General features: G+C 70.8%; 19 protein-coding genes. 7 read left to right on the top strand and 12 right to left on the bottom strand.

Annotation, left to right across the window (positions count from 1 at the left end; all coding sequences use genetic code 11):
- Nucleotides 1–145 precede the first annotated feature (145 nt).
- Nucleotides 146–3064, bottom strand: coding sequence for a glycoside hydrolase family 48 protein (locus IE153_RS04080; protein ID WP_189588362.1), 2919 nt, complete (start codon nucleotides 3062–3064; stop codon nucleotides 146–148).
- Nucleotides 3065–3517: 453 nt separating this feature from the next.
- Here IE153_RS04080 and IE153_RS04075 point away from each other — a divergent pair, with 453 nt between their 5' ends.
- From IE153_RS04075 to IE153_RS04065, 3 genes are all read left to right on the top strand, one after another.
- Nucleotides 3518–5239 carry a glycoside hydrolase family 6 protein gene (locus IE153_RS04075; protein WP_189588361.1) on the top strand — a complete coding sequence of 574 codons (1722 nt, stop codon included), beginning with the start codon at nucleotides 3518–3520 and terminating at the stop codon, nucleotides 5237–5239.
- Between the two features lie 129 nt (nucleotides 5240–5368).
- Nucleotides 5369–6298 (top strand): class I SAM-dependent methyltransferase, encoded by a 930-nt coding sequence (locus tag IE153_RS04070; RefSeq protein ID WP_189588360.1) that lies wholly within the window; start codon nucleotides 5369–5371, stop codon nucleotides 6296–6298.
- A 97-nt stretch (nucleotides 6299–6395) separates the two neighbouring features.
- A complete protein-coding gene (locus IE153_RS04065) occupies nucleotides 6396–7097 on the top strand; it encodes an SDR family oxidoreductase (protein WP_189588359.1) in 702 nt (233 codons plus the stop codon).
- Nucleotides 7098–7211: 114 nt separating this feature from the next.
- Here the strand turns inward: IE153_RS04065 and IE153_RS04060 are convergent, their stop codons facing one another.
- From IE153_RS04060 to IE153_RS04050, 3 genes are all read right to left on the bottom strand, one after another.
- Nucleotides 7212–8087 (bottom strand): aldo/keto reductase, encoded by an 876-nt coding sequence (locus IE153_RS04060; RefSeq protein ID WP_189588358.1) that lies wholly within the window; start codon nucleotides 8085–8087, stop codon nucleotides 7212–7214.
- Nucleotides 8088–8160: 73 nt separating this feature from the next.
- The gene (locus IE153_RS04055; protein ID WP_189588357.1) at nucleotides 8161–9987 is read right to left on the bottom strand and encodes an AMP-dependent synthetase/ligase; all 1827 of its coding nucleotides are present in this window, start codon (nucleotides 9985–9987) and stop codon (nucleotides 8161–8163) included.
- A 300-nt stretch (nucleotides 9988–10287) separates the two neighbouring features.
- The gene (locus IE153_RS04050) at nucleotides 10288–11166 is read right to left on the bottom strand and encodes a LysR substrate-binding domain-containing protein (RefSeq protein ID WP_097221871.1); all 879 of its coding nucleotides are present in this window, start codon (nucleotides 11164–11166) and stop codon (nucleotides 10288–10290) included.
- A 161-nt stretch (nucleotides 11167–11327) separates the two neighbouring features.
- Here IE153_RS04050 and IE153_RS04045 point away from each other — a divergent pair, with 161 nt between their 5' ends.
- Nucleotides 11328–12341, top strand: coding sequence for a bile acid:sodium symporter family protein (locus IE153_RS04045; RefSeq protein ID WP_189588557.1), 1014 nt, complete (start codon nucleotides 11328–11330; stop codon nucleotides 12339–12341).
- On the opposite strand, the gene IE153_RS04040 is transcribed toward IE153_RS04045, so the two are convergent.
- The 3 genes from IE153_RS04040 to IE153_RS04030 form a co-directional block, all read right to left on the bottom strand.
- On the bottom strand, nucleotides 12277–13512 hold the full coding sequence (locus tag IE153_RS04040; RefSeq protein ID WP_189588356.1) for a DUF5005 domain-containing protein: 1236 nt from the start codon (nucleotides 13510–13512) through the stop codon (nucleotides 12277–12279). The genes IE153_RS04045 and IE153_RS04040 overlap by 65 nt on opposite strands.
- An 11-nt stretch (nucleotides 13513–13523) precedes the next feature.
- Entirely contained in the window at nucleotides 13524–15395 is a 1872-nt protein-coding gene (locus IE153_RS04035) for a sialidase family protein (RefSeq protein ID WP_189588355.1), read from the bottom strand.
- A 156-nt stretch (nucleotides 15396–15551) separates the two neighbouring features.
- Entirely contained in the window at nucleotides 15552–16469 is a 918-nt protein-coding gene (locus IE153_RS04030; protein WP_189588556.1) for a quinone oxidoreductase family protein, read from the bottom strand.
- Between the two features lie 103 nt (nucleotides 16470–16572).
- Between IE153_RS04030 and IE153_RS04025 the strand changes: the two genes are divergently transcribed.
- Nucleotides 16573–17010 (top strand): MarR family winged helix-turn-helix transcriptional regulator, encoded by a 438-nt coding sequence (locus IE153_RS04025; protein ID WP_189588354.1) that lies wholly within the window; start codon nucleotides 16573–16575, stop codon nucleotides 17008–17010.
- Between the two features lie 97 nt (nucleotides 17011–17107).
- On the opposite strand, the gene fdhD is transcribed toward IE153_RS04025, so the two are convergent.
- From fdhD to IE153_RS04000, 5 genes are read right to left on the bottom strand one after another with little or no spacing between them, the layout of a single operon-like run.
- The gene (gene fdhD / locus IE153_RS04020; RefSeq protein ID WP_189588353.1) at nucleotides 17108–17956 is read right to left on the bottom strand and encodes a formate dehydrogenase accessory sulfurtransferase FdhD; all 849 of its coding nucleotides are present in this window, start codon (nucleotides 17954–17956) and stop codon (nucleotides 17108–17110) included.
- A gap of 7 nt (nucleotides 17957–17963) precedes the next feature.
- On the bottom strand, nucleotides 17964–18824 hold the full coding sequence (locus IE153_RS04015) for a 2Fe-2S iron-sulfur cluster-binding protein (protein ID WP_189588352.1): 861 nt from the start codon (nucleotides 18822–18824) through the stop codon (nucleotides 17964–17966).
- The gene (locus IE153_RS04010; RefSeq protein WP_189588555.1) at nucleotides 18821–20653 is read right to left on the bottom strand and encodes an NAD(P)H-dependent oxidoreductase subunit E; all 1833 of its coding nucleotides are present in this window, start codon (nucleotides 20651–20653) and stop codon (nucleotides 18821–18823) included. Before IE153_RS04010 ends, IE153_RS04015 begins: the two co-directional genes overlap by 4 nt.
- A 5-nt stretch (nucleotides 20654–20658) precedes the next feature.
- Nucleotides 20659–22584 carry a molybdopterin oxidoreductase family protein gene (locus IE153_RS04005; protein WP_189588351.1) on the bottom strand — a complete coding sequence of 642 codons (1926 nt, stop codon included), beginning with the start codon at nucleotides 22582–22584 and terminating at the stop codon, nucleotides 20659–20661.
- Nucleotides 22581–23552: a 2-dehydropantoate 2-reductase gene (locus IE153_RS04000; RefSeq protein WP_189588350.1), complete on the bottom strand. Its 972-nt coding sequence runs from the start codon at nucleotides 23550–23552 to the stop codon at nucleotides 22581–22583. The genes IE153_RS04005 and IE153_RS04000 overlap by 4 nt, the downstream gene beginning before the upstream one ends.
- 234 nt (nucleotides 23553–23786) lie before the next feature.
- Here IE153_RS04000 and IE153_RS03995 point away from each other — a divergent pair, with 234 nt between their 5' ends.
- Together IE153_RS03995 and IE153_RS03990 are read left to right on the top strand one after the other, a co-directional pair.
- Entirely contained in the window at nucleotides 23787–25118 is a 1332-nt protein-coding gene (locus IE153_RS03995; RefSeq protein WP_189588349.1) for an OFA family MFS transporter, read from the top strand.
- Nucleotides 25087–25227, top strand: a complete 141-nt coding sequence (locus IE153_RS03990) for an MFS transporter small subunit (RefSeq protein WP_167526639.1) — start codon at nucleotides 25087–25089, stop codon at nucleotides 25225–25227. Before IE153_RS03995 ends, IE153_RS03990 begins: the two co-directional genes overlap by 32 nt.
- The last annotated feature ends 50 nt before the right edge of the window (nucleotides 25228–25277 follow it).

The following is a 25277-nucleotide window of genomic DNA, read 5'->3' as shown; positions in this document are numbered from 1 at the left end:
CCGGGTCGGCCTCGCCGTCAGGTGACGAGACCACGAACGCAGAGCTTCGGACGCACCTGCTTCTTGGGGGCGCGGGGACCTGCGCGACCAGCCACGACGGACCCGCAGTCGACCACGGCCCAACCCGCGGAGCGCCCGGCGGGGGCTATTCGAGAAGCTCCGCGTACGAGCCCATGGCCAGGGCGATGTCCGCCTGGGCCCAGAACCGGTGGTACGTGAACGACGGCACCGCGCCGCCCGAGAGATAGCTCTCGATCTTCGACCAGGCGGGATCGTCCTCGTAGAAGGACCGGATCGAGTCGAACGTCGACGACGAGTTGATCGCGTCACCGTTCGGCATCGTGCCCGTCCAGCCGCTCGGGATGTACACCGGGTCGTCGAACCTGTTGTAGTCGGCCCGGTTCTCCGGGACCGCGATCCCGAGGGCGTCCTGGTGGTTGTCCCACATGCCGTCCAGCAGCTTCTTCGCCGCCGCCGCGGCCTCCGTGTCACCGGAGCGGTCCGCGTAGTACGTCAGGGTCTTGGCGTACGCGGCCGCCACACCGACGTCGTTGGTGTAGTCGGCGACGGTGACACGCAGCCCGCTGTTGGCGCCGGGGCTGGAGGCGTTCCAGGTGTCGGGCTGACCCGACCACTGCAACGTCGACGGGATCCGGAACGTGCCGTCCGGGTTGAACGTGGTCTTGGACAGCGCCCAGTCGACCCACTTGTCGAGGACCGTCTTGGCCTTGGCGTTGCCCGTCTGCTGGTACAGCTCGGCGACGCGCTCCATGGACCACGCCTGGAAGCCGAACCACTGGTTGGACGGCGGGTCGTGGTACACGGGCTTCTCGTCGTAGTACATGCCGTAGAACGTCGACTTGCCGGCGGGCGGGGTCGCGTACCGGCCCGCCCAGCTGTTGGTCGCGCCGCCCGCGATGGCGCCCTCGCTCGACTGCAGCCAGCGGTAGAACTCCAGCTGCCGGTCCATGGACTTGGCCCAGTCCGCCGCACCCGTCGCCGACTTCGGCTTCAGCGGAGCGTAGTTGCCGAGTGCATACGCCGCCAGTGGGTTCTGGTAGCCGCCGTGGGCGTGGCTGGAGCCGATGCGCCAGGCCCAGCCGGCACTGGTGTCGGTGGCGCCGCCCCAGGCGTAGTACCAGGACATCAGGTAGAAGGAGGCGTCCTTGCCGGTGCCCGCCGGGCAGGCCGACGGCCCGACGCAGTTGCCGACCTTCTTGAAGTACTTGTCGAACATGGAGTAGCGCAGGTAATCGCCCATCTTGGCGGCCTTGCCCACCGTCGCGGAGACGGCGGAGCCCTTGCCCTGCTCCTTCGCCCACAGGTCCGCCCAGTAGGCGGCCTGCACGGCCCGCGCGTCGGCGTCCGGCGCGTTGGTGAACTTCCACTGCTTGGCGTAGGAGGCGTCACCGGTGAACAGGTCCAGATAACCGTTCTTACCGCCGTACTTGAAGGCGTCACAGGTCGGCTGCGGCACCGTCTCCCACACCGACTCCTGCGCGCCGCGCTGGAAGGTGTTGATGTAGGACGGGCCGGTGTCCGAGGGGCCCGCCTCGCACTTGCCGGGGGAGTTGCCGTAGCCGTAGACGTTGTCGACGTCCTGCAGCCAGTGCATGCCGTAGACGTCGTCCGTGCCGTACGCGCTCTTCAGCTCGCCCGCGATCGGGTCGGACCCGACCGAGACACCGGTGTCGAGCTTGGCCGGGTACTCGTTCGGCGTGTCCAGCTCGGGCGCGTAGGTGGCCGGCTTGGAGGCGTTGTAGAAGGAGTTGGTCGGCTGGTCGGCCTTGGTGGGGATCATGTACTTCTCCATGAGGTCCCACGCGCCGTTGAACTTCGACCAGTCACCCGTCACCTTGCCGTACATGGCCTGGAGCCACAGGAGGTAGCTGTACGCCTCCGACGTGGTCTCGTGGCCGTGGTCCGGCGCCTCGACGATCAGCGTCTCCACCGAGTGGTACGGGATGCCTTCGGGGGAGAAGTAGCCGTTCGCCGGGTTGGTGATCTTCCCGTAGAGCTCCAGGAAGCGGGCGTCGTACACCTTCGCCGCCGCCAGCTGGGTCACGGTGACCGAGGCCTTGGCGTGGCCCGCTGCCGTCGATTCGAACACGGCCGATCCGGTACCCGAGTTCGCGGCGGTGACGGTCACCTTCTGCGCGGTGTTCCAGTTCTGCGGCGTGAAGGTCAGCGAGGCGCCGGAGGAGACCGAGAGCCCCGAGTTGCCGCTCGCCCGGGCCGAGGCCACCGTCACGTTGGCGGTGGGCTGCTTGGACAGCTTCACCTCGTAGGTGCCCGACTTGCCCGACTGGACGCCCAGTTGGAGCGGCGAGGCGACGACGGTCGGGCCGGAGGCCACGGTGATGCCGACCGGGGTGGAGTCGGCCGAGGCGCCCGTGCTGTCGTACGCCTTCGCCACCAGGGAGTGACTGCCCACGGTCAAGTCCGAGACGGAGAGGGTGTAGGGCGCGCTCGTGTCGGTGCCCAGCAGCTTGGTGTCGTCGTAGAACTCCACTTTGCTGATCGTGGCGTTGTCCGCGGCGGCCGCGGTCGCCGCCAGCGGCACCGCCTGGCCCTGGGTGTAGACGGCGCCCGCGCTCGGGCTGGTCAGCACGGCGATCGGCGGCTGGTGCGCGCCGGTGCAGGGCGTGCCGTTGACCGAGAAGGACGTCGGCGCGGTGTTGCTGCCGCTGTAGGAGAACTGGGCACCGGTGGAGACGGCGGCGCCCGCGGCGACCCGCGCGTTGTGGGAGGCGTTCTTCACGGTGATGGTGCTGCCGGACTGCGTCCAGCTGCCGTTCCAGCCGTTGCCCAGCTTCTGGTTGCCGGCGTAGGCGTAGGTCAGCGTCCAGCCGTCGATGACGTCCGTGCCGCGGTTGGTGAGGGTCAGGTCCACCGTGAAACCGGAGCCCCAGTCGTTCGTCTTGTAGTCGACACTGCACTGGAGTGCCGCTGCCTGTGCGGGAGTCGACCCCGAGGAGAGCATCGTCAACGGAAGCGCGAGAGCTGCGAGGGCGGCGGTCCACAACCGCCGTACCGCTCCGCGTCTCCGGGGTGGGGGATGCATGGTGCTGGTTCCTCCTTGCGGCTCGGAGAAGTCAAGGCTTGAACCAGTGGGAGCGCTCCCATAGTGCGGACGCGTCAGGTACTGGTCAAGGTCCTTGAAGAGTCGAAAAGATTCGACGCCCCGCGTTGAGCAAAAGTCAGCAACTCCCCTGTTCTTTACTGTCACTTGGCGCTACCTTCCTTGACACCAGTGGGAGCGGTTCCATCAGTCGACGCGTCCGTCACGGCACGCCCGACCTGCAAGGAGTCGCTCATGCGACACCCCCCGCGTTCAGTACTTTGAGCCGCCGCCGGCGCGAGACGCCCGTGTGCGGCGACAGTTGCACGCCCCGCGTCGGCCGCGTACGGCGCCCGCATCGGCTCCGCCATGCCCGCGAAAGCCTCACCGCACCTCTCAACCCCCCACGGAACCGCGGAAATCGCAAGGAACCCAACGGAAGAGGGACCCCCACTCATGAGCCGTACGAGAACCGCGTTACTGGCCGCCATGGCCCTGGTCACCGGCGCGACCGGCACCGCGTTCGCCGTCGACCCGGGCAGTGCCGGCATCGCCGCAGTCCCCTGCACCGTCGACTACAAGATCCAGAACCAGTGGAGCACCGGCTTCACCGCCGCCGTGACCGTCACCAACAACAGCGCCGCCAAGTCCTCGTGGTCGCTGAAGTGGTCGTACGCCGGCAACCAGAAGGTCACCAGCGGCTGGAACGCCAAGCTGAGCCAGAGCGGTGCCGCCGTCACCGCCGCCAACGAGACCTACAACGCCCAGCTGGCGACCGGCGGTTCGGTGAGCTTCGGCTTCCAGGGCAGCTACAGCGGCAGCAACGCGATCCCGGCCACCTTCACCCTCGACGGCGCGACCTGCAACGTCGACGACGGCGGTCCCGGCGGCCCCACGGATCCGCCGGACCCGGGGGGACCGTCCACTCGCGTGAACAACCCCTACGAGGGCGCCAAGGTGTACGTGAACCCGGAGTGGTCCGCGAACGCCGCGGCCGAGCCGGGCGGCAGCCGGGTCTCCGGCCAGCCGACCGGTGTCTGGCTGGACCGCATCGCCGCGATCAACGGCGCCGGCGGCAAGATGGGCCTGCGCGCCCACCTCGACGAGGCGCTGCGCCAGAAGGGCTCCGGCGAACTCGTCGTCCAGTTCGTCATCTACAACCTGCCCGGCCGGGACTGCTCCGCCCTCGCCTCCAACGGCGAGCTGAAGGCTGACGAGATCGGCCGCTACAAGACGGAGTACATCGACCCGATCAAGGCGATCCTCGCCGACTCGAAGTACGCCTCGCTGCGGATCGTCACCACGGTCGAGATCGACTCGCTGCCGAACCTCGTCACCAACACCGGCAGCCGCCCGACGGCCGTCCCGCAGTGCGACGTGATGAAGGCCAACGGCAACTACGTCAAGGGCGTCGGCTACGCGCTCAACAAGCTCGGCGACGTGCCCAACGTCTACAACTACGTCGACGCCGGGCACCACGGCTGGATCGGCTGGGACGACAACTTCGGCCCCACCGCCACCATCATGAAGGAGGCGGCGACCGCCGAGGGCGCCACGGTGAACGACGTCCACGGCTTCATCACCAACACGGCGAACTACAGCGCCCTGAAGGAGAACAACTTCACCATCAACGACACCGTGGGCGGCAAGTCCGTCCGCGAGTCGAAGTGGGTCGACTGGAACCGCTACCTCGACGAGCTGTCCTACGCCCAGGCCTTCCGCAACCAACTGGTCTCGGCGGGCTTCGACTCGAACATCGGCATGCTGATCGACACCTCCCGCAACGGCTGGGGCGGCGCCGCACGGCCCACCGGACCGGGCGCGACGACCAGCGTCGACACCTACGTCGACGGCGGGCGATACGACCGTCGCTTCAACGCCGGCAACTGGTGCAACCAGTCCGGAGCGGGTCTCGGCGAGCGGCCGAAGGCCGCCCCGGCCGCCGGGATCGACGCCTACGTGTGGATGAAGCCGCCGGGTGAGTCCGACGGGTCGAGCAAGGCCATCCCGAACGATGAGGGCAAGGGCTTCGACCGCATGTGCGACCCCACCTACACGGGCAACCCGCGGAACAACAACAACATGTCCGGTGCCCTGCCGGACGCGCCGGTGTCCGGGCACTGGTTCTCCGCCCAGTTCCGGCAGCTGGTGCAGAACGCGTACCCGCCGCTGTCCTGACCGGCTGTACTGATCCGCTGATCCGCCGGGGCTCCCGCCCCGGCGGATTTTGCGGGACCGGCAACAGCACTGGCCTCCGATCGGTGCGTCGGCGCACGCTGACCGCATCCGAGCGAGAGGCTGACCACCATGGCGCACGACCACGACCACGAGCACAAGCCCGCGCATTCCCACCATCACGAGCACGAGCCCGCGCATTCCCACCATCACGAGCACACCGACCTCGACTGGGCCGAGATGGGCCCGATGCTGGAGTCCTCGGCGGAACTGTTCGCGTCCCTGTACGAACGGGCGCTGGGCTGGCTCGCGAAGGAGGTGACCGAGCCGGGCTTGATCGTCGACGTGGGCAGCGGGCCGGGTGTCGTGGCGTGCCTGTTCGCGGAGACGTTCCCCGGCGCGCGGATCGTGGCCGTGGACGGCTCCGAGCCGCTGCTGGAACGAGCGCGGGCGCGGGCCGGGCGGCAGGGAGTCGCCGACCGTTTCGGCACCTTGACCGGTGAACTACCGGATGTGCTCGGCGAGTTGGACTATCCCGCAGACCTGCTGTGGGCGAGCCGCAGCCTGCACCACCTCGGTGACCAGCGGGCCGCGCTCGCCGCGTTCGCGGCCCGGCTGGCACCTGGCGGCACGCTCGCCCTCATGGAGGGCGGTCTGCCCCTGCGGTTCCTGCCGCGCGACTTCGGCATCGGCCGGCCCGGTCTCCAGGCGCGGATCGACGCGATGGAGGCGGAGTGGTTCACCCGGATGCGCACGGACCTGCCGGGGCATGTCGCCGAGACGGAGGACTGGCCTGCCCTGCTGGCCGCCGCGGGTCTGAAGCACACGAGGACGCACAGCTTCCTGCTCGACCTTCCGGCTCCCGCCTCGGACCGGGCGCGTGCGTATGTCGTGGCGTCCCTGTCGTTCATGCGCGACAAGCTCGCCGAGGGGCTCGACGCGGAGGACCTCGCGACCGTGGACCGCCTTCTCGATCCCGACGACGAGGCCGGCCTGCACCGCCGCCCGGACGTGTTCGTCCTGGAGGCCCACACCGTGCACACGGCGGTCCGGCCCGCGTAGCTCCCCGCCCCCTGGATTCAAGGCCCTTGACTTCGAGAGCGCTTCAACTGATGGACTCCCCGGCATCGCACACCGGCCCACATCACAGGGGGAATCCATGTCCGACTCTCAGGTCGCGCTCATCACCGGCGGAGGCAGCGGGATCGGCGCCGCGGTCGCCCGGCAACTGCTGGACGCCGGGCACCGGGTGGCCGTCACCGGCCGGGGGGAGGAGCGGCTGCGCGCGTTCGCCGAGGAGCTGGGACGTCCCGACGGGCTGCTGACGCTCGTCGGCGACACCGCCGTGTACGACGACGTCCGCTCGGCGGTGGACAGCACCCTCAAGGCGTTCGGACGGCTGGACACCGTCGTGGCCAACGCCGGTTCCGCCACCCACGACACGGTCGCCGAGGGGGATCCGGACGGCTGGCGGGACATGGTGCTGACCAACGTCCTCGGGCCCGCCCTGCTGATCCGGGCGTCCATCGACGCGCTGAAGGAGACCCGCGGCCGGATCGTGCTGGTCGGCAGCGTCGCCGGGTTCGTGCACGGACCGGGCAACCTCTACGGGGCCACGAAGTGGGCCGTGACCGGGCTCGCCGAGAACACCCGGCGGCAGGTGACCGAGTGGGGCGTGGGCGTCACCCTGGTCGCGCCGGGCCGGACGGAGACCCCCTTCTGGGACTCCTACGGCAGCCTCCCGCCCGGCCATCTCCTCACGGCCGGGCAGATCGCCGACTCGGTGGTCTGGGCGATCCGCCAGCCGGCTGGTGTCGATGTCAACACCGTCGTCATACGGCCGGTGGGCCAGCCGGTCTGAGACGGCGGACACGACAGCGCCCCGGCCCGGGCCCCACGAAGGGGCTCCGGGCCGGGGCGCTGTCGGTGCTCCGGCCCTGTAAGGGATTCCGGACCCGGGCGCCGCCGGTAGGGCTCAGGCGCCGTTGAACTCCGCAGGGTCCGGGCCGATGCGGCGGTCCTCGTTCAGGGCGCTGATCGCGGCCAGGTCCTCGTCGTCGAGGCTGAAGTCGAAGACCTCGATGTTCTCCTTGATCCGCGACGGCGTCACGGACTTCGGGATCACCACGTTGCCCAGCTGGATGTGCCAGCGCAGCACGACCTGGGCCGGGGTGCGCTCGTGCTTGCGGGCGATGGCGACGATCGCCGGGACCTCCAGCAGTCCCTTGCCCTGGCCGAGCGGCGACCAGGCCTCCGTGGCGATGCCCTGCTCCGCGTGGTACGCGCGGGAGGCGCCCTGCTGCAGATGCGGGTGCAGCTCGATCTGGTTCACCGCCGGGACGACCGACGTCTCACCGATCAGCTTCTGCAGGTGCTCGGGAAGGAAGTTGGAGACGCCGATGGCCTTGATCCGGCCGTCGGCGTGCAGCTTCTCGAACGCCTTGTAGGTGTCGACGTACAGACCGCGTTCCGGCGTCGGCCAGTGGATCAGGTACAGGTCGACGAAGTCCAGGCCGAGCTTCTCCAGCGACGTGTCGAAGGCGCGCAGCGTGGAGTCGTACCCCTGGTCGGCGTTCCAGAGCTTCGTGGTGACGAAGAGCTCCTCGCGGGGGACGCCGGAGCCGGCGATGGCCTTGCCGGTGCCCTCCTCGTTGCCGTAGATCGCCGCTGTGTCGATGCTGCGGTACCCGGCCTCCAGCGCCGTCGCGACGGCCTTCTCGGCCTCGTCGTCCGGCACCTGCCAGACGCCGAAGCCCAGCTGGGGCATCTCGACGCCGTTGTTCAGGATGATCGGGGGGACCTTGCTCACGAGCTCTCGATCCTTCGGTAAGTGGTCAGGTGTACTACCCATCGTCAACGATCACGGGCGGTGATGCATTCCTGACGGGAGATTCCTGAACCACACCTGCCCCGCGAGGCGGACGTCACGCCCGGTACAGCGCTTCGACCTCGTTCTCGTACGCCTTCTCGATCGCCTTCCGCTTCAGCTTCAGGGACGGGGTCAGCAGCCCGTGCTCCTCGGTGAACGGCTGGGCGAGTATCCGGAAGGTGCGGATCGACTCGGCCTGCGAGACGAGGGTGTTGGCGGCGACCACCGCGCGGCGCACCTCCGTCTCCAGATCCGCGTCGCGCACCAGTTCCGCGGGGGACATCTGCGGCTTGGCCCGCATGGCCAGCCAGTGCTCCACGGCCTCCTGGTCGAGGGTGACCAGGGCGGCGATGTACGGGCGGTCGTTGCCGACGACGATGCACTGGTTGACCAGCGGGTGGTCCCGGACGCGTTCCTCCAGCACACCGGGCGACACACTCTTGCCGCCGGATGTGACCAGGATCTCCTTCTTGCGGCCGGTGATGGTGAGGAAGCCGTCCTCGTCCAGCGCGCCGAGGTCACCGGTGGCGAGCCAGCCGTCGTGCAGGGTCGCGTCGGTGGCCTTCTGGTTGTTCAGGTATCCCTGGAAGACGTTCTCGCCGTGCAGCCAGATCTCGCCGTCGTCCGCGATGTGCACGGTCATGCCGGGAATGGGCTGCCCGACCGTGCCGAAGCGGGTGCGCCCGGGCGGGTTGGCGGTCGCGGCGGCGGTGGTCTCCGTCAGGCCGTAGCCCTCGTAGATGTGCACGCCCGCCCCGGCGAAGAACAGCCCGAGCCGGCGGTCCATCGCCGAGCCGCCGGACATGGCGTGCTTGATGCGGCCGCCCATCGCGGAGCGGATCTTGGTGTAGACGAGCTTGTCGAACAGCTGGTGCTGCATCCGCAGGCCCGCCGACGGTCCGGGGCCGGTGCCCCAGGCCTTGGCCTCCATCGCGTCCGCGTACTTGATGGCGATGTCGACGGCCTTCTCGAAGGGGCCGGAGCGGCCCTCCTTCTCGGCCTTGCGTCGGGCCGCGTTGAACACCTTCTCGAAGATGTACGGCACGGCCAGGAAGAACGTCGGCTTGAACGCGGCCAGGTCCGGCAGCAGGGCCGCCGCGTTGAGCTGCGGCTGATGGCCGAACTTGACCTTGCCGCGGATCCCGGCGACCTGGACCATGCGCCCGAAGACGTGCGCGAGCGGCAGGAACAGCAGGGTCGCCGCCTCGTCGCCGCGCTTGGAGTGGAACACCGGCTCCCAGCGCTCGATGACGGTGTCCGCCTCGTACATGAAGTTGCCGTGCGTGATGACGCAGCCCTTGGGGCGGCCGGTGGTGCCCGAGGTGTAGATGATCGTGGCGACCGAGTCGGGTGTGACGGCCTGCCGGTGGCGGTGCACCACCTCGTCGTCGAGATGCGCGCCCGCGTCGTACAGCTCGTGCACGGCCCCGGAGTCGAGCTGCCACAGGCGGCGCAGCTGGGGCAGCCGGTCGATGACGGTGGCGATCGTCATGGCGTGGTCCTCGTGCTCCACGACCGCGGCCGTCACCTCGGCGTCGTACAGCATCCAGAAGCACTGCTCGGCCGAGGACGTCGGGTAGACCGGCACGACCTGGGCGCCGATCGTCCACAGCGCGTAGTCGAAGAGGGTCCACTCGTAGCGCGTACGGGACATGATCGCGACCCGGTCGCCGAACCGGATGCCGCTCGCCAGCAGACCCTTGGCCAGGGCGAGCACCTCGTCGCGGAACTCGGCGGCCGTGACATCCCGCCACTGCCCCTCGTCGTCCTTGCGGCCCAGCGCGATGTGCAGCGGGTCCTCCTGGGCATGCTGGAAGACCACGTCGGCCAGCCCGCCCACCGGAGGTGCCAACGCCAACGGAGGGTTGGAAAACTCGCGCAAACCCCGCTCCCCGCTCCTCAGCGCTTCAGTCGAGTGACGCCCCGCACAGCGCCGTGAAAGCTACCCCAACCGGCCAGGGGGCGGGAGGGGGTACGAAGGCGAGCGGCCCTCTCGTATGCGCTGGTCAGCCAGGGAAAAAGCGCTCACATGGGGAAGGGTCGGACACAATCCTGACGGTTGAGTAAGTTTCGGTGCCGTAATCTCCACCGAATCTGTACGAGTCCGGGCGCGTCGCGACGCGTCGTCGAGCAGGGTCTCCTCTGTCAGCGGGACGGCGGCGGATTCTGTCACTCCGCTTCGTCACAGCCCCTTGCGCTCGCTGCGGTGCAGACGGTCCCCGCCTGCCAGGATCGCCGCCGCCAGGGCGTCCGCCGCGCCCTGGGCGGAGGGCCGGCGCCGGCCGTGGACGAGAACGAAGTCGACCTGCCCCAGCTCCGGCAGCCCCGCCCGGTCCGGGACCCGGACCAGTCCCGGCGGGATGAGACCCCGGGAGTGGGCCATCACCCCGAGACCGGCCCGGGCCGCCGCGACCAGACCGTTGAGGCTGCCGCTGGTGCACACCACGCGCCAGTCCCGGCCCTGCCGCTCCAGGGCCTCCAGGGCGAGCGCGCGGGTGATGCCCGGCGGCGGGTAGACGATGAGCGGCACCGGGCGGTCCGGGTCGAGCCGGAGCCGCTCCGCGCCGATCCACACCAGCCGGTCGTGCCGGACCAGCTCGCCCCGCGGGTCCTCGGGGCGCCGCTTGGCCAGGACGAGGTCCAGCTTCCCGGCGGCCAGCTGCTCGTGCAGCGTGCCCGACAGCTCGACCGTCAGCTCCAGGTCGACCTCCGGATGCTCGTGCCGGAAGCCCTCCAGGATCTCGGGCAGCCGGGTCAGCACGAAGTCCTCCGAGGCGCCGAAGCGCAGCCGCCCGCGCAACCGGGTACCCGTGAAGAACGCCGCCGCCTGCTCGTGCACCTCCAGGATCCGGCGCGCGAAGCCGAGCATGGCCTCGCCGTCCTCCGTCAGCTCCACGGAGTGCGTGTCCCGGGTGAACAGCGTGCGCCCGGCGGCGTCCTCCAGCCGCCGCACGTGCTGGCTGACCGTTGACTGCCGCAGCCCGAGCCGCCGCGCGGCCTGCGTGAAGCTCAGCGTCTGCGCCACCGACAGGAACGTGCGCAGATGGGACGGGTCGTACATGCCTCCCACGTTATCGCGAAACGTGATGACAGTGAGAGCCGTATACGGGATTCCCGATCGCCGGAGCGGGGAGCAGGATGGAAGGGGGCCGCTGCGGCTCCGGACCGACCGAAGTACCAAGCAAGTGGAGCACCGTGAAACGCCTGCGCTGGCCGAGCTGGATGCCGATCGACCCCTACATCCTGCTGCTCCTCGGGACGGTGGGCCTCGCCGCGCTGTTCCCGGCACGCGGGTCGGCCGCGGAGGTCGCCTCCGGTGCCTCCACGGCGGCGGTCGCCCTCCTCTTCTTCCTGTACGGGGCCCGGCTGTCCACCCGTGAGGCGCTCGACGGGCTGCGCCACTGGCGGCTCCACGTCACGGTCCTGGCCTGCACCTTCCTGGTCTTCCCGCTGCTCGGGCTCGCGGCCCGCGGGCTGGTGCCGGTGATCCTGACGCATCCGCTCTACCAGGGCCTGCTCTTCCTCACGCTCGTCCCGTCGACCGTGCAGTCGTCGATCGCCTTCACCTCGATGGCCCGCGGCAACGTGCCCGCCGCGATCTGCGCGGGCTCCTTCTCCTCCCTCGTCGGCATCGTCGCCACCCCCCTGCTCGCGGCCTCGCTGCTCGGCGGCAACGGCGGCGGCTTCTCCGCCGATTCACTGCTGAAGATCGTGCTGCAACTGCTGGTGCCGTTCCTCGCCGGGCAGTTGCTGCGCCGCTGGATCGGCGGCTTCGTCACTCGCCGGAAGAAGGTCCTCGCCCTGGTGGACCGCGGCTCGATCCTGCTCGTCGTCTACACCGCGTTCAGCGCGGGCATGGTCCAGGGCATCTGGCACCAGGTCAGCCCCGCCCGGCTCGGCGGCCTGGTCGTCGTCGAGGCCGTGATCCTCGCCGTGATGCTGCTGCTGACCTGGTACGGCGGCAAGGCGCTGCGCTTCGGCCGGGCGGACCGCATCGCGATCCAGTTCGCCGGCTCGAAGAAGTCCCTGGCGGCCGGGCTGCCCATGGCGAGCGTCCTGTTCGGCGCGCAGGCGGCGCTGGCCGTGCTGCCGCTGATGCTCTTCCACCAGATGCAGCTGATCGTGTGCGCGGTGATCGCGAAGCGGCGCGCCCGGGAAGCGGCGGCGGAGGTCAACGCGCCGCAGTCAGTCGCAACGACACGAACCGTGGTCGGTACAGGGACACGTTCCGGCTGAGCTGCGCGGCGGCGCCCGTCGTCTCCAGCCAGTTGACGTCGTAGCTCAGCACGAGCCGCCCGTCGCCGCTCAGCACCGGATGCGCCTGCGGGTTGTAGGCGGCGACCTGTCCCTGGGGCAGCGGCGGGCTGAACTCCTTCGCCGGACCGTGCCACGGCCCGGCGGGCGAGCAGGCCCAGTAGGACGCGACGGTGGTCAGCCCCTTCGGGCCGGCGGCCATCGTGAACAGCACGTACGTGCCGTCCTCCCGGACGACCGAGAACGCGCTGCCCACGCCCTTGCGCCGCCCGTCCCCGAGCACCGGCCGGGGACGGGCGCCGGGCACCCACGCCGAGCCGCTCCAGTACTGCCAGGCCGACGGATCGCCGAGCGCGCCCTCCGGCACGCGGGCCGCGTACGCGTGCGAGGCGGGCCGGGAGGCGGCCCGGCCGTCGTCGCCGCCGAACACATAGGTCCAGCCGTCCTCCTCGACCAGCGTGGTACCGAACAGCACCCGCCGGGAGGGGTCGGGGACCAGCTGCTGGCCGAGCACCTCGACGATCGACTCCAGGCGCAGGCCGGGCAGCGACAGCGTGGCGACCTCGGTGGCGGTGGGCACGCCGTAGATCCAGGGGGCCTGTCCTGCCGTGCGCACCCACAGCAGCACCCGGACGACCAGTTCAGAGGAGCCGGGGGAGCGGGGTTCGACGCGGGCGGCGACCGGCCAGCGCCACCGGTTCGGTGCCGGGTCGGCGAACAGCGGGGCGGGCAGGGTGGTGTCGAGCCGGCCGTCGCGCATCAGCACCGCCGAGTTGCGCACCAGCGGCGTGCCGGCGTCCCGCCAGGCGTAGGACTCGCCGTGCGGGTTGGGCGGGCCGTACACCCGGCCCAGATAGGTGTCCGAGAACAGCCACAGCACCCGGCCGTCCGGCAGCCGCACCGAGTGGGTGCCGTCGCCGCCGGTCCAGTCGTCCGTGCGGCCCGCGTCGTCGCCGTAGCGGGCGAACTCCGCGGTGAGGCCGTCGTCCGTCTTCCAGGAGCCGACGGTGATCGCCTGACAGGCGTCGTCGTCCGAACCGTGGTCGTCGGGCAGGGCGATGAGCAGTGCGGCGCCGAGGACCAGGACCAGCAGCAGGCCGATCCCGGTTCCCGTGCGCCGTCGTGCTCGTGCTGCTCCTGAGTCGTCGGGCACGTTCCGTGACGTTAGTTGCTGCCGCTCACCTGGTCCATGGGGAGCCACAGCACCGTGCCCCGGGAGGCCGCGCCCGACGCGCCGGAGGCCAACTCCTCGTCGCTCAGGGCCCGGTTCCACACCCGGACGTCGTCGATCGCCCCCGTGAGGAACGCCCGGCTGTCCATGCGCTGGCCGATGTGCACGCCGAACGGGGAGTTGCGGCTGACCGAGCCCGGCACGTCCGCGGTGCCGATCGCCTCGCCGTCGAGGAAGAGCGTCAACCGCCCGCCGCCGCGGCGCAGGGCCACATGGTGCCAGCGGCCGTCGTTGCGGGCGCCGTCGGTCGACACCGAGGCGGACCTGACGGTCGTCGCGCCCGACCGGGTGGTGATCAGACCCCGGACCCGGTTGCTCGCCGGTTCGCCCCGCAGCCAGATCTGCGGCTGGGTGGTGCCGATGCCGCCCATCCACAGGAAGGGCTGTTCGCCGGTCGCGGCCGTGTAGCGGAAGTGCAGCGAGGCCGTGAAGTCCCCTTCGCCGAGCGGGAGCCGGGACCGGTAGGGCAGCCGTACGGCGTCGTCGGTGCCGTCGAACGACAGCGCACCGCCGCGGACACCGGCCGTGCGCCCGGCGCCGCCGAGCACCGCCGCGGGCTTGGCGCCCGCCGCCGCGTCGCGCGTGGTCGGGTCGGCGCCCCGGCGCGGCTTCAGCCAGTCCTCGGTGAAGCGGGCGAAGCGGATCTCATCGCGCGCGTCGACCGCGCCGCCCTCGTACAGCAGGCCCACCGTGGTGCCGCCCACGGCCGCCATGTCGGAGTAGCCGGACCAGTCCGTGGTGACGACCGTGCCCCGGTCCACGCTCTCCCAGGTGCGCCCGCCGTCGTAGGAGGAGCGGACCATCATCGTGCGACGGCGGTCGGGGTCGGCCGGAGCGGACAGCAGCATCCGGTCGCCGAGGCGCAGGGTCGCGCCCTGGACCTGCGGGGTGTACAGGTCGGGGAGGTCGCGGAACGGCGTCGCGAAGCTGCCGCCGCCGTCCGTGCTGACGGTCTGGGAGCGGTGGCCCAGGTCGGTGCCGTCCTGCTCCCGGCCGCTGACGAGCAGGGCGCCGTCGGCGCGTTCGGTGAGCGTCACCTCGGACGGCTTCTGCCGGAACACGCCGTCCTGCCCTATGGGCCAGGTGTCCGTGGCGCCGACCTGCCAGGAGTCGCCGCCGTCGTCGCTGACGACGAGGGCCGCGTGGTTGGCGGAGACCCGGCTGCCGTTCCACGTCTCGGTGTTGACGCCGAACACCAGCCGCCCGGCGTGCTTGCCGCGGGTCAGCTGGATGCCGTGCACGGGACCGGTCGCGTACCAGGAGTTCCAGTGCTCGGGCAGGATCTCGTCGCTCAGATCGCGCGGCTTTGACCAGGTCCGGCCGTCGTCGTCGCTGTACTGCAGGTGCGGGGTGCGGTCGCAGGGGACGGTGCAGTTGCCGGCGTCCGTACGGCCGGTGTTGTACGTCTCGGCCAGCAGGATCCGGCCCGTGCCGCGGTCCACGATCGGCGCCGGGTTGCCGTGGGTGTCGCCCGCGCCCTCGGTGACGACCTGGAGCGGCCCCCAGGTGCGGCCGCCGTCGGTGGAACGCTTGACGACGATGTCGATGTCGGCCGCGTCACCGCAGTTGAGGACGCGGCCCTCGGCGAACGCCAGCAACGTGCCGCTGGTGGTGCGCACGATCGCGGGGATCCGGAAGCAGGCGTAGCCCGGGTCCTGGGACGCCTTGAAGAGCACCTGCTGGTCGAACTCCGGTAATGCGGAGCCAGGTTGGCTGTGCGCCGGGGCCATGGGCGCGAGCAGCGCCCCGGCGGCGACGGCGGCTGTCAGGGTGGATCTCAGAGGTGCGCGAAGACTTGACGGCATGGTGCGACCTGCCCTTCATGCGTCTGTCGGCTGGACCACCGGGGCATGGGAGAAGACATGCTGTCATCCGGACATCCGGACATCCGGACATCCCACGTCCAAGGTGTGGGCCACAGACGGTACTTGGGTTCACAGACCCCCCACAAGAAGCGTGCGTCAGGGGATCAGGACGACCTTGCCCAGGTTGGACCGCCCCTCGATCTCCCCGTGCGCCTTGGCCGCGTCCTCCAGGGCGAACTCCCCGTGCACGACCGGCCTGAGCTCTCCCGCGGCGAACAACCGCCACAGTTCCTCGCGCCACTGCTCGTACAACTCCGGCTTCCCGCGGGCGATACGGGCCATCTGGAATCCGATCACCGTCTTGGCGTCCATGAGCAGGTCGTACGCCTGGATGGTGCCGCCGCCCGAGCTGTACGCCACCAGCCGCCCCTCGGGGACGAGCGCGTGCAGGGCCGGCGTGAGCAGCTCGCCGCCGACCGCGTCCAGGACGTAGTCGACCGGGGTGCCCCAGCCGGTGTCGCCGTAGGTGATGACGTGGTCGGCGCCGAGGCCCCGGACGAAGTCGGCCTTGGCCGGGTCGGAGACGGCTCCCACGACCCGTCCGGCGCCGCGCGTCCTGGCCAGTTGCAGGGCCAGGTGGCCGACGCCGCTCGCGGCCGCGGTGACCAGGGCCGCCTCGCCCGGCTCGGGGCGGGCCGCCTCCAGGGCGCCGAGGGCGACCAGTCCGCTGCGGACCAGGGCGACCGCGTCGACGGCGCTCGCGTGAGCCGGAACCGGGGAGGCCATGGCCTCGTGCAGCAGCGCGAAGTCGGCGTAGCCGTGGCCGAAGCAGAGTCCGGTCACCCGGTCGCCGGTGCCGAAGTCCGAGACGCCCTCGCCGACGGCCACGACCTCGCCGGCGATCTCCCCGCCGAGCGGGACGGGTTCGTCCGCCTCGGTGACCTTGCGGACGACCGGGAGCGTCACGCCGATCGCCTCCGCGCGCACGAGCAGCTCTCCGGGGCCGGGCCGGGGGAGCGGCGCCTCCTCCACGAACAGGGGGCCGCCTCGGGATTCGTAGCGGACGCGGCGCATCGCACCTCCGGGGTCGTTGGTGGTCCCCATGAGTTCATTGGGAAGCCCAACGGTATAGGAGGATCATAGGAAGAACCAACGATTTTGTGGTTAGGCTGCGCCCATGTCGGAAGCACCCCTCCCCGCGATCCGCTCCCTGCCCAGCTGGCTGCTCGGCCGCGCCGCCGCCCGCGGCCGGGCCCTGGTGGCCGAGGCACTGGCCGAGGAGGACATGCGGATGTGGCACCACGTGGTGCTGTCCGCCGTCCGCGACCTCGCACCCGTCGCCCAGGCCGACCTCGGCCGCGGGGTACGGCTGGACCCCAAGGACCTGGTCGGCGTGCTCAACGACCTCCAGTCGGCCGGCCTGGTGGTCCGCGAGCCCGACCCGAAGGACCGCCGCAAGAACGCGGTGTCCCTCACGGAACGGGGAGCACGGCTGCTGAAGCGGTGCGAGAAGGCGGCCCGCGCCGCCAACGACGAACTGCTCGCACCGCTGTCCGCGGCCGAGCGGGAGCAGTTCATGGCGATGCTGCTCCGGATATCCGCCACGGCCGACTAGGCGGGACGCCCCGGGCAGGCCGAGACGGGGCCCCTGCGGCGCAGGGGGCGCTCCCCGCCGGTCGGGGCCCCGCCGCCGTGTCGCGGGAAGGACCTGCTCAGCCCTGGGCGGCCGCGGCCCGCACAGCGATCCGGTCCTCACCCGCGTACACGTTCATGGAGCTGCCCCGCAGGAAGCCCACCAGTGTCAGGCCCGTCTCGGCGGCCAGGTCCACCGCCAGCGAGGACGGCGCCGACACCGCCGCCAGCACGGGGATGCCCGCCATCACGGCCTTCTGCGCCAGCTCGAAGGAGGCCCGGCCCGAGACGAGCAGGACCGTCCGGGACAGCGGCAGCTCCCCGTTCTGCAGGGCGCGGCCGACCAGCTTGTCGACCGCGTTGTGCCGGCCCACGTCCTCCCGGACGTCCAGCAGCTCGCCCTCCTCCGAGAACAGGGCCGCCGCGTGCAGGCCCCCGGTCCGGTCGAAGACCCGCTGGGCCGCGCGCAGCCGGTCGGGGAGGCTCGCGAGCAGCTCGGGGGAGATCCGGACCGGGGGAGTGTCGGCCATGGGCCACCGGGTCGTGGTGCGCACCGCGTCCAGCGAGGCCTTGCCGCACAGCCCGCAGGAGGACGTGGTGTAGACGTTGCGCTCCAGCGTGATGTCGGGGATGACCACGCCCGGGGCCGTCTTCACGTCGACCACGTTGTACGTGTTCGAGCCCTCGGCCGTCGCCCCGGCGCAGTAGACGATGTTCTGCAGATCCTGCTGCCCCGCCAGCACCCCCTCGCTCACCAGGAACCCCGCGGCCAGCGCGAAGTCGTCGCCAGGGGTGCGCATGGTGATCGCCAGGGGCTTGCCGTTGAGCCGGATCTCCATCGGCTCCTCGGCGACGAGCGTGTCCGGGCGGCTGGAGACCACCCCGTCCCGGATGCGGATCACCTTGCGTCGTTCCGTGACTCGTCCCATGTCCTGATCAGTCCCGGTTCTGTACGTGCTGGTAGCCGAAGCGGCCCTTGATGCAGAGGTTGCCGTGGGTCACCGGATTGTCGTGCGGCGAGGTGACCTTCACGATCTCATTGTCCTGCACGTGCAGCGTCAGGTTGCAGCCCACTCCGCAGTACGCGCACACCGTGGTCGTCTCCTTCTGCCGCGACTCGTCCCAGGTGCCCGCCGCGCGCATGTCGAACTCGGACTTGAAGGACAGCGCGCCCGTGGGGCACACCTCGATGCAGTTCCCGCAGTACACGCACGCCGAGTCGGTCAGCGGCGCGTCGTGCTCCACGGCGATCCGGGCGCCGAAACCGCGCCCGGCGACCGAGATCGCGAACGAGTTCTGCCACTGGTCGCCGCATGCGTCGACGCACTTGTAGCAGAGGATGCACTTGTCGTAATCCCTGACATACAGGTCGTTGTCGACCTTCGGCTCCTCGTTGAGGCGGGCCGCGTCCGGGCCGAAGCGGTCCGGCTTCGCGTCGTACTCCTTGAGCCACCCGGCGACCCTCGGCGTCGTCGACAGGTCGACCGACGACGCGAGCAACTCCAGGACGACCTTGCGGCTGTGCCGGGCGCGCTCGGTGTCCGTGCGGACCTCCATGCCCGGCTCGGCCTTGCGGGAGCAGGCCGGGATCAGCGTCCTGGCCCCCTCGACCTCGACGACGCAGACGCGGCAGGCGTTCTTGGGGCGCAGGGTGTCGCCCTCGCACAGGGTCGGGATGTCCTTCCCGGCCGCCCGGCAGGCGTCCAGGATGGTCGAGCCCTCGGGGACCCTGGCCTCCTCGCCGTCGATGGTGAACTCCAGCATGCGGCGCGGGATCCCCAGCGGTGTGACGGTCATTCGTACGCCCCCAGACGGTCGATGGCGGATTCCACGGCGTTCCACGCGGTCTGCCCCAGACCGCAGATCGAGGCGTCCCGCATGGCGCGGCCGACCTCCCGCAGCAGCGCGATGTCCCCCGCGGCGTCGGCGCCCGTGCGCTCCACGATCCGGTGCAGTGCCTCCTCCTGGCGTACCGTCCCGACCCGGCAGGGCACGCACTGCCCGCACGACTCGTCGCGGAAGAACTCCGCGATGCGCAGCAGCAGCCGGGGCAGGGGCACGCTGTCGTCGAAGGCCATGACGACCCCCGAGCCCAGCGTCGTGCCCGCCTCCCGCGTCCCTTCGAAGGTGAGCGGCACGTCCAGCTCGTCCGCCCGCACGAAACCGCCGGCCGCCCCGCCGAGCAGCACCGCCCGCAGCCCCTCGCGCACCCCGGCCAGCGTGAGCACCTCGCCCAGCGTCGCGCCGAACGGCACCTCGTAGACACCGGGCCGCTCCACACTCCCGGACACGCAGAACAGCTTCGGGCCGGTGGAGCGCCCGGTGCCGATCGCCGCGTACGCCGGGGCGCCCATGGTCAGGATCGGCAGGACGTTGACCAGCGTCTCGACGTTGTTCTCGACCGTCGGCTTGCCGAACAGGCCCTTCTCCACCGGGAACGGCGGCTTGGAGCGGGGCTCGCCCCGGTAGCCCTCGATGGAGTTGAACAGGGCCGTCTCCTCGCCGCAGATGTAGGCGCCCGCGCCGCGCCGGATCTCGATGTCGAAGGCGTAGCCCTGCCCGAGGACGTCGTCGCCGAGCAGTCCGCGCGTACGGACCTGCGTGATCGCGTGCTCCAGCAGGTGCAGGGCGCGCGGGTACTCGCCGCGCAGATACAGGTAGCCCTTGTGGGCGCCGGTCGCGTATCCCGCGATCGTCATCGCCTCGACGAGCGCGTACGGGTCGCCCTCCATGAGGGCACGGTCCTTGAAGGTGCCCGGCTCGGACTCGTCGGCGTTGCAGACGAGGTAGTGCGGACGGTCGGGCTGCGACGCCGTGGCCTGCCACTTGCGGCCGGTGGGGAAGGCGGCGCCGCCGCGCCCGACCAGGCCCGAGTCGGTGACCTCGCGGATGACACCGGCGGGACCCAGCTCGAAGGCCCGGCGCAGGGCGGTGTAGCCGCCGTGGGCGCGGTAGTCGTCGAGGGACGACGGGTCGACCACGCCGACGCGGTGCAGCAGCATCAGCCCGTCCTGCCCCGCCTGGGGCACCGCCAGCGCGGCCGGCGGCTCCTCGGGCGCGGAGCCGGGCGAGGACGCGGCGAGCACGGCCTCCTCGACGGTCGCCGGCGCCGAGACCGCCGTACGGACGGGATCCCCGGCCTTGATCGCGAGCGCGGCCGGGGCCCGTTCGCACAGGCCCAGGCACGGGCTGCGCTCGACGCTCACCCCGCTGCCGAGGCCCAGCCGCGCCTCGATCCCGGCACACAGCTCCGGCGCCCCGGCCGCCGCGCACGCCAGGTCCGTGCACACGTGGAGCACGGTCGCCGGACGCGGCTTGAGAGAGAACATGGCGTAGAAGGTGGCGACCCCGTAGGCCTCCGCCGGCGGCACCGTCAGCCGCCGGCACAGGTAGTCGAGGGCACCCTCGCTGATCCAGCCGATCCGGTCGTTGACGGCGTGCAGCCCCGGCAGCAGCAGGTCGCGGCGGTCCCGGGCCTCGCGTCCGCCACGCGCCCACCTCAGATCGGCGGCTCGCATCTCGTCGCGGGCGGCACCCTCCCAGGAGGACTCGGGAGGTCCGAGCAGGGCGTCGACGGCCGCCCGCTCCTCGTCCGTCGGTTTGCTGTCACCGAAGTGCAGGTCCACGTACGTCACCCCACGATGGTCGCGATGGGCAGCTTCTCGATCCGGATCGCCGACGCCTTGAACTCCGCCGTCCCCGCGATCGGGCAGTTCGCCTCGATCGTCAGCTGGTTGGTGTCCACCTCGTCCGGGAAGTGCATGGTCATGAAGGCGAGCCCCGGCCGCAGCGCGGTGTCCACCCACACCGGCGCGGTCACCGACCCGCGCCGCGAGGTCACCTGGACGTGCTCGCCGACCACGACGCCGTAGCGCTCGGCGTCCTCCGGGCTCAGCTCGATGAACTCGCCGCGCCTGAGCGGAGAGGCGTAACCGCCGCTCTGCACCCCGGTGTTGTACGAATCGAGCCGCCGTCCGGTGGTGAGCCGGACCGGGTACCGCTCGTCGGTGAGGTCCACGGGCGGGTCGTGCTGCACGATCCCGAACGGGGCGAGCGGGCCGCGCCGCGCCAGGTCGGACTCCCACAACCGCCCGTGCAGATACGTCGGTTCGATCCCGTCCGTGCTCGGACAGGGCCACTGGATGCCCTGGTGCTCCTCCAGGCGCTCGTACGTCATGCCGTAGTGGTCGGGCGAGACGGACCTCAGTTCGTTCCACACGGTCTCGGCGTCGGCGTACTTCCAGTCGTGCCCGAGCCGGGACGCGAGGTCGCAGATGATGTCGATGTCCTCGCGGGCCTCGCCGGGCGGGGTGACGGCCTTGCGGACGCGCTGGACGCGCCGCTCGCTGTTGGTGGTCGTGCCGTCGGTCTCCGCCCAGCCGGCGGTGGCCGGCAGGACGACGTCCGCGAGCTGGGCCGTCTTCGTGAGGAAGATGTCCTGCACGACCAGGAAGTCCAGGGCCTTCAGCCGCCGTACGGCCTGCTCGCTGTCCGCCTCGGACTGCGCCGGGTTCTCGCCGATGCAGTAGACGGCCTTGAGCGTGCCGTCCTCCATCGCCTCGAACATCTCCGTGAGGTTCAGGCCGTAGTGCGGCTGGATCAGAGTGTCCCAGGCCGACTCGAACTTCAGACGAACGCTCGCGTCCAGGATGTCCTGGAACCCGGGCAGCCGGTTGGGGATCGCGCCCATGTCACCGCCGCCCTGCACGTTGTTCTGCCCGCGCAGGGGCTGCAGGCCCGAGCCGTACCGGCCGACGTGCCCGGTGAGCAGCGACAGGTTGATCAGGGCGCGGACGTTGTCGGTGCCGTTGTGGTGCTCGGTGATGCCCAGGGTCCAGCACAGCTGGGCGCGTTCGGCGCGGGCGTAGGCGTGCGCCAGCTCGCGGATCGCCGCCGCCGGCACGCCCGTCACCTTCTCGGCGAGCGACAGCGTCCACGGCTCGACCAGGGCCTTGTACTCCTCGAAGCCGGTGGTGGCCCGTTCGATGAACGCCTCGTTCGCGAGCCCCGCGTGGATGATCTCGCGGCCGATCGCGTGCGCCATGGGGATGTCCGTGCCGACGTTGAGCCCCATCCAGCTCTCCGCCCACTCGGCGGTCGACGTCCGGCGCGGATCGACCGCGTACATCCGGGCGCCGTTCCTGATCCCCTTCAGCACGTGCTGGAAGAAGATCGGGTGCGCGAACCGGGCGTTGGAGCCCCACATCACGATGACGTCGGTGTGCTCGATCTCCTCGTACGACGACGTCCCGCCGCCCGAGCCGAACGCCGCCGACAGGCCCGCCACGCTCGGGGCGTGGCAGGTGCGGTTGCAGGAGTCGACGTTGTTGGTGCCCATGACGACCCGGGCGAACTTCTGCGCCACGTAGTTCATCTCGTTGGTGGCGCGGGCGCAGCTGAACATGCCGAAGGCGTCGCGGTTGCGCCCGAGGCCCGCGGCGGCCCGGTCCAGGGCCTCCTCCCAGGTGGCCTGCCGGAACGGCTCGTCGCGGGAGTCACGGACGAGCGGGTGGGTGAGCCGGGTGTAGGTCGTGGGGGTCCGGTCGCGTTTCCTCATGCGGCGCTCCTCAGCGCGAGCAGGTCCGAGATGGCGTGCACGGTGCGCAGGGTGGGCACCTCCACGCCGGTGATGTCCGCCAGTTCGACGACCGCCGCGAGCAGGACGTCGAGTTCGAGCGGCTTGCCACGCTCCAGGTCCTGGAGCGTGGAGGTGCGGTGGTCGCCGACCCGCTCGGCACCGGCGAGCCGGCGTTCGATGGAGACGCCGACCTCGCAGCCGAGGGCCTCGGCGACCGCCAGCGTCTCGGTCATCATGATCTCGATGACCTTGCGGGTGCCGCCGTGCAGGCACATCTGCCGCATGGTCGCGCGGGCCAGGGCGCTGATCGGATTGAAGGAGATGTTGCCGAGCAGCTTGACCCAGATGTCGCTGCGCAGGTCCGGTTCGACGGGGCACTTCAGCCCGCCCGCCTGCATGGCCTCGCTGAACGCGAGACAGCGCGCGGAGCGGCTGCGGTCCGGTTCGCCGATGGAGAATCTCGTGCCCTCCAAGTGGCGTACGACGCCCGGCCCTTCGAGTTCGGTCGCCGCGTAGACGACACAGCCGACGGCCCGTTCGGGCGCGAGCACCGCACTGACCGCGCCGTCCGGGTCGACACTCTCGACACGATGGCCGTCGTACGGGCCGCCGTGCCGGTGGAAGTACCACCAGGGGATGCCGTTCTGGGCCGCGACGACCGACGTCGTCTCGTGCAGCAAGGGCGCGATCAGCGGCCCGCACGCCGCGTACGCGTTGGCCTTCAGGCCCAGGAAGACATGGTCGACCGGGCCGACTTCGGCCGGGTCGTCGGTGGCGTGGGGGTGCGCGGTGAAGTCGCCGCGTGGGCTGCGCACCCGGACTCCGTACTGCCTCATGGCCGCCAGATGCGGTCCACGGGCGATGAGATGCACCTCGGCGCCCGCGCGGTGGAGCGCGGCGCCGACGTAGGCGCCGATGGCACCGGCGCCGAGAACTGCGACTTTCACGGGAACACTCCGTTCGGTTTGAGGGATACCGCGGAGGTGGCTGCCGTCCGGCCGCCCACGGGTCGCGTATGGCTCGCGGACGGTTTGTGTCGACGAAATATTGTCTACAGTATGGAGGTTGGGGCGGCAAGGGTCCGTGCGCCGACCGTTCGGCGCATGCCGCATACCGTTCACCGCATACGGTCGACGCCGCGTCTTCTCAACTCCCGTGCGGATCCCTACCGTCCGGGGTTCATGAGTCCCCCAGTCGCGCCCCCGGGCTGGAGCCGCTGGCTCGTGCCGCCCGCCGCTCTCTCCGTACATCTCTCCATCGGCCAGGCCTATGCCTGGAGTGTGTTCAAACCGCCCCTCGAGTCCGCGCTCGGTCTCAGTGGCACCCAGAGCGCGCTGCCCTTCCAGCTGGGCATCGTCATGCTCGGCCTGTCCGCCGCGTTCGGCGGCACCCTCGTGGAGCGCAACGGCCCGCGCTGGGCGATGACCGTCGCGCTGCTCTGCTTCTCCTCCGGCTTCCTGCTCTCCGCGCTGGGCGCGTCCCTGGAGCAGTACTGGCTGATCGTCCTCGGCTACGGCTTCGTCGGCGGCATCGGTCTCGGTATCGGCTACATCTCGCCCGTCTCCACGCTGATCAAGTGGTTCCCGGACCGGCCCGGCATGGCCACCGGAATCGCCATCATGGGCTTCGGCGGCGGCGCGCTCATCGCCTCTCCGTGGTCGGCCCAGATGCTGGAGTCCTTCGGCAGCGACAGCTCCGGCATCGCACTGGCCTTCCTGGTGCACGGGCTGTCGTACGCCGTGTTCATGCTGCTGGGTGTGCTGTTGGTCCGGGTGCCCCGCACCGAGAAGCCCGTGGTGAGCGGTCCCAGTGTCCTCGCCGGCCCGCAGGTCTCCGCGAAACAGGCGGTGCGCACACCGCAGTTCTGGCTGCTGTGGATCGTGCTCTGCATGAACGTCACCGCCGGCATCGGCATCCTGGAGAAGGCCGCGCCGATGATCACGGACTTCTTCGCGGACACCTCCACCCCGGTGTCGGTGACGGCCGCCGCCGGCTTCGTCGCGCTGCTGTCCGCGGCGAACATGGCCGGCCGCATCGGCTGGTCCTCGACGTCCGACCTCATCGGCCGCAAGAACATCTACCGCGTCTACCTGGGCGTCGGCGCCCTGATGTACGCGCTCATCGCCCTGTTCGGGGACTCCTCCAAGCCGCTGTTCGTCCTGTGCGCCCTGGTCATCCTCTCCTTCTACGGCGGTGGTTTCGCCACGGTTCCGGCCTATTTGAAGGATTTGTTCGGTGCGTACCAGGTCGGCGCCATCCACGGGCGGCTGCTCACCGCCTGGTCCACGGCCGGGGTGCTCGGACCGCTGATCGTGAACTGGATCGCCGACCGGCAGGAGGAGGCGGGCCGGCACGGCGCGTCCCTGTACGGGCTGTCGTTCGTCATCATGATCGGGCTGCTCGTCGTCGGCTTCGTCGCCAACGAACTGGTGCGGCCCGTCGCCCCCCGCCACCACGTCCCCGCCCCGAAGGAGGCCGCCCATGTCGAGCGACAGCAGTCAGAGTCCGCCTAGCCCGGACCGGCGGTGGCTGATCGCCCTCGCCTGGGTGTGGGTGGGCGTACCGCTCGCCTACGGGCTGTACGAGCTGGTCCGCAAGGCGACGCAGCTGTTCACCGGGTAGGCGCAGGAGCCCGGGCGCGGGTGGCGGCCGGGCCGCCGGGTGGGCGTTCG

This window comes from Streptomyces massasporeus (assembly GCF_014648995.1).
In the GTDB taxonomy this organism is placed as follows: domain Bacteria; phylum Actinomycetota; class Actinomycetes; order Streptomycetales; family Streptomycetaceae; genus Streptomyces; species Streptomyces massasporeus.
The sequence above is the reverse complement of the archived record's forward strand: the minus strand, read 5'-3'. Positions and strand labels throughout refer to the sequence as shown.